The sequence below is a fragment of the Acidaminococcus hominis genome, assembly GCF_900291475.1.
In the GTDB taxonomy this organism is placed as follows: domain Bacteria; phylum Bacillota; class Negativicutes; order Acidaminococcales; family Acidaminococcaceae; genus Acidaminococcus; species Acidaminococcus hominis.
In genome coordinates this window covers 1-4,396 of the sequence record NZ_OLMM01000010.1, presented here as the reverse complement: position 1 = coordinate 4,396, position 4,396 = coordinate 1, and the positions used below count along the sequence as shown (strand labels likewise).

The 4,396-nt window shown below is 53.0% G+C and carries 4 protein-coding genes and 1 pseudogene; 4 read left to right on the top strand and 1 reads right to left on the bottom strand.

The window, feature by feature from the left end:
- Window positions 1–413: 413 nt before the first annotated feature.
- Entirely contained in the window at window positions 414–1,367 is a 954-nt protein-coding gene (locus C7E10_RS11790) for a YitT family protein (protein WP_231086443.1), read from the bottom strand.
- A gap of 196 nt (window positions 1,368–1,563) precedes the next feature.
- On the opposite strand from C7E10_RS11790, the gene ispE reads away from it, so the two are divergent.
- From ispE to C7E10_RS11770, 4 genes and pseudogenes are all read left to right on the top strand, one after another.
- The gene (gene ispE, locus C7E10_RS11785; RefSeq protein WP_158572339.1) at window positions 1,564–2,424 is read left to right on the top strand and encodes a 4-(cytidine 5'-diphospho)-2-C-methyl-D-erythritol kinase; all 861 of its coding nucleotides are present in this window, start codon (window positions 1,564–1,566) and stop codon (window positions 2,422–2,424) included.
- Window position 2,425: 1 nt separating this feature from the next.
- Window positions 2,426–3,142: a GntR family transcriptional regulator gene (locus C7E10_RS11780; protein WP_105327509.1), complete on the top strand. Its 717-nt coding sequence runs from the start codon at window positions 2,426–2,428 to the stop codon at window positions 3,140–3,142.
- Window positions 3,142–3,954, top strand: coding sequence for a pur operon repressor (gene purR, locus C7E10_RS11775; protein WP_105327508.1), 813 nt, complete (start codon window positions 3,142–3,144; stop codon window positions 3,952–3,954). The genes C7E10_RS11780 and purR overlap by 1 nt, the downstream gene beginning before the upstream one ends.
- Window positions 3,955–4,048: 94 nt before the next feature.
- Window positions 4,049–4,270: pseudogene (locus C7E10_RS11770) on the top strand (pyridoxal-phosphate dependent enzyme); the annotation flags it as partial.
- Between the last annotated feature and the right edge of the window lie 126 nt (window positions 4,271–4,396).

Sequence of the window (4,396 nt, the reverse complement as noted above, 5' to 3'; positions counted from 1 at the left end):
TTCCTTTCGTAGTTTTGTCGCTATTACTTAGAATGGAGCATCCCGTGCTCTTTTTCAATACCTTTTTTCAGTTTTTAAATTCTGTCTTAGATTTCGTATCCCCCAATTTTCCGTGATGAGCCAAAAAATGGGCTGCCCAGGGACGGCTGATTTCCAGCAGTCAGGGAATGTTTACCCGGCAGGACCCCAGGGCTGGCCTTGGCGGTGCTTTGTGTAGCTGCACCTCCAGGCATCTTACCCTGCTGGTTGGAAAGGTAAGCGGGGAAGAACTTTTGGCATAAGTGGGTGCAAAGCAGGGAAAAGGCCCGAGCGTAGGGCAATTTCCCTTGGCCGAAGGAAGTTCTTTGCCAATAAAACAAAAGAAGCTGTGAAAAATGAAAGATCATTTTTCACAGCTTCTTGGGGTGTTTGGTTTAATTTTCTTTGTGGGTGGCTTCTTGGGCCTCAGCCTGGGCTTTTTTGGCAGCCCATTCGGGAGGCAGGGTACCTTCCACATTGGGGGCGGTAAAGCCCCGGCCAAATACATCGTTGGTATCCTGTACGGTAACAAAGGCCATGGGGTCCACTTCCTTGATGATGGTGTTCAGGTGGGCCAGCTGGGTGAGCTTTACTACCACCAGAATAATATCCTGGGGCGCGTGGGAGTAGCCGCCTTCCCCGTGGAGGATGGTGATGCCCCGGTTGACCTCACTCATAATCCGCTGGCCGATTGCGTCGGACTGGCTGCTGATAATCAGCACCGTCTTCTTGTAGTCAAAGCCCAGCATAAAGAAGTTGGTGGCCTTAAAGGCCAGGAAGAAGATGACGGTGGAATAGAGCACCGGTTCCAGGCCGAAGAAAAATACGGCCACGGCCATCAGGAACAGGCTGTAGATAAAGTTGGTGGTGCTGACGCTGATGTTGTAGTATTTCTTGGTCATAAAGCCCAGAATGTCGATGCCTCCGGTGGAGGTTTCTGCCCGGTACACCAGGGCGCAGCCCAGACCTTCCATAACGCCGCCGGCAAGACAGGAGAGAAGGGGATCGTCCACATAGACCAAGGACTGGAGGAAAGAGGTGCCGTCCAGAACCACGGAGAAAATCAGGCTGCCTACCAGACTGTCAAAGCAGAAGAGCTTCCCTATGTAACGGTAGGCCAGGAAAAACAGGGGGATATTCATAAGAAAGCTGGTGGTACCGGCGGGCCATTGGAACAGATAGTACAGAATCATGGAAAGCCCAGCCAGGCCTCCGGAGAGAAAATGGTGCTGGAGAAAGAAACAGTTGATACTGGCGGCCATGAGCACACAGCCAAGGGTGGTCATGCCGTACTTGTAGAGTAGCTTGCCTGCAGCCATTCCAGCCTTACGTTTTTTTGTAGTGGTCACAAAATCGCCCCGCTTTCCTTCAGTTGAATTGTATATATTGTAGCACTTTTCGTATCAACTAGACAGAATATTTCAAAGGAAGAACAATATGCAAAAAAATCTCCAAAAACGTTCATAAAATCTCTTGCGGCAAAGAGCTAAACAGGCTACAATAGGAGAATATGCATACAAAATACGCAGGAAAGGGGCGATGCCGATGAAGCAGGAAGCATACGGGAAAATCAACCTAGGATTAAAAGTCACAGAAAAACGAGCGGATGGATTTCACACCGTGGATATGATTATGCAAAGCATATCCCTGTGTGATACCATTTCCCTGGAGACAGCCGAACGTTTCGGTATGCGGACGGACGATCCGTCCCTTCCCTGCGATGAACGGAACCTGATGGTGAAGGCGGCCCTGGCCTTCCAAAGAAAGACGGGGTGCAGCCTGAAGGTCCAACTGGAATGCCAGAAACGGATTTTCCAGGCAGCAGGGCTGGCAGGAGGCAGTACGGACGCTGCGGCGGTACTGCGGCTGCTCAACAAGTATTACGGCAGTCCCCTGAGCCTGGAAGAACTGGAAACCGTGGGAGCAGAGGTGGGCAGTGATGTGCCTTTCTGCATCCGGGGCGGTACCCAAAGGGCCCGGGGCCGGGGCGAGCTGATGACGGTGCTGCCAGCAGCACCGGAGCTCCAGCTGGTACTCCTAAAGCCCAGGGAACTGGCAGTTTCCACGGCCTGGGTCTACCAGGAAATCGACAAGGTAAAACACAGGCAGCCCCAGAATATTGACGGGCTGGAGGCAGCCCTGAGGGCCGGTGACCGGAAAGCCCTGCTGGAGCAGCTGGGCAACGACCTGGAAGCTGTTACCCTAAGAAAATACCCGCTGCTTCAGGAAATGTCCCAGGCCCTAAAGGACCAGGGGGCAGAGAAGGTCCTGATGAGCGGCAGCGGTCCCACCTTATTTGGCATTTTTCCCAGCGGGGCAGCCGCCCAAACGGCAGCCCAGGCGCTGCGCCGGCAATACCCGGACGCAGAATTATTAGCAGCACGAACTGTACAGGAGGTTAATTGATATGGTGCAGCATTTGAATCAGATTCCTTTGGATAACTACAAGCCCTTACGGGAAGTGGTGGTGGAAAACATCCGCAACGCCATTGTCAGCGGGCAGTTTCCCCCGGGCATGCGCCTGATGGAGCTGCACCTGGCCAAGGACATGGGGGTCAGCCGGACTCCCGTGCGGGAAGCCATCCGCAAAATGGAACTGGAAGGTCTGGTAGTGATGATTCCCCGCCGGGGCGCCTACGTGGCCAATATTTCCATTAAGGATATCAATGAAGTGTACGAAATCCGCATTGCCCTGGACGTATTGGCGGCAGGGCTGGCAGCGGAACGGATCAACGACGAGGAAATTGCCGAAATGAAGCGGCTGCTGAAACTGGATGAGCCTCTCATTGCTTCCCGGGATTTCCCCAAGATTATCGAAAATGATACGGCTTTCCACGACGTAATCTACAAGGCCAGCCGGAACAAACGGCTGATCAATATTGTCAGCAACCTGCGGGAGCAGATTACCACCATCCGCGGCCGGTCCATGCCGTACCCCGGCAGACTGGAAACCATGGGTGAGGAGCATAAGGAAATCATGGAGGCCATTGGCAGCCGGAATGTGGAACGGTCCCAAAAGGCCGTACGGGTCCACCTGGAAAACGCGGAAAGAACCCTTTTGAAGGTCATCGAGGAACAGAACCTGATGCCTTCTGGAGAAGATGAAAAGAAAGAGGTTAAATAATGGCTAGAATCAAACGTTTGGAACGCATTGTGGCACTGACCAAGGAATTGACGGACCATCCTTTTCAGCTGTATCCTTTCTCTTATTTCTGCGAAAAATTTACGGTAGCAAAATCGACTTTGAGTGAAGACGTGCAGACCGTGCGCAACGGGCTGTCCGCTTACGATTTGGGCATCATTGAAACGGTGGCCGGGGCCAGCGGCGGAGTGCGCTTTATCCCGTACCACACCACTGATTCCAACAACAAATTTCTGGCCGACCTGGCGGAAAAGCTCAACGATCCCAGCCGGGTACTGCCCGGCGGCATGATTTATATGAATGACCTGCTGTTCAATCCCCAGATTGCTTCCCGGCTGGGTGAAATCATTATGCAGCGGTCCCTGGACCTGAAGCCGGAATATATTATGACTGTGGAAGCCAAGGGGATTCCTCTGGCCCTTAGTACGGCCAGAGCCTTCAATATTCCCATGGTCATGGCCCGGAAGGAAGCCCGGATTACGGAAGGCCCGGCAGTGAGCATCAGCTATCTGTCCGGCTCTACCAAAAAAATCCAGTCCATGTCCCTGCCCCGGAAAGCCCTGCCCTTTAAGGCCAAGGTGCTGATCATCGATGACTTTATGCGGGGCGGCGGTACGGCCAGCGGTCTGCGGGAGCTGGCGGACGAGGTGGAAGCCGAGGTAGTGGGTACGTTCCTGTTCATCGCTTCCAAAGAACCGGCCAAAAAGGCCGTTACGGATTATGCTTCCCTCCTGACCCTGCGCAGCGTGGACGAAAAGAACAAGGTCATTGATATCGTTCCGGAGCTGTTCTAAGGAGAAGACGCAAGTTTTTACCATTGCTTACGGGACCCCAAGGGTCCACACAAAAAAACATTACATCACCAAGGAGCATCCTGTCATGACTGAATTGCTTGCTTTGAAAGACATTCAGGCTGCCCGGGAAAGACTGGCAGACCTGGTTCACAAAACACCCCTGGAGGGAAGCCATACCTTCAGTAAGATTGCGGGGCGTGAGGTTTATCTGAAATTGGAAAATCTTCAGCGGACAGGGTCCTTCAAGGTACGCGGTGCCTCCAACTGCATTTTGACGCTGACGGAAGAACAAAAGAGCCGGGGCATTATTGCAGCCTATATAGTGGCACGTTTGTCAAGACCAAAATCGATGAATTTCTAAATGTATCAGGCAGCAGACATTGCAGCATTGAGCAGCAGTGCCGGGAAGTAGCGCTCTGCTGGCGGGACGTTCCCGATGGCT

What these genes read in the sequence shown, in the direction of transcription:
- ispE (WP_158572339.1), top strand. Translation starts at nt 1,564, where the DNA reads ATGAAGCAGGAAGCATACGGGAAAATCAACCTAGGATTAAAAGTCACA.
- purR (WP_105327508.1), top strand. Translation starts at nt 3,142, where the DNA reads ATGGCTAGAATCAAACGTTTGGAACGCATTGTGGCACTGACCAAGGAA.
- C7E10_RS11780 (WP_105327509.1), top strand. Translation starts at nt 2,426, where the DNA reads ATGGTGCAGCATTTGAATCAGATTCCTTTGGATAACTACAAGCCCTTA.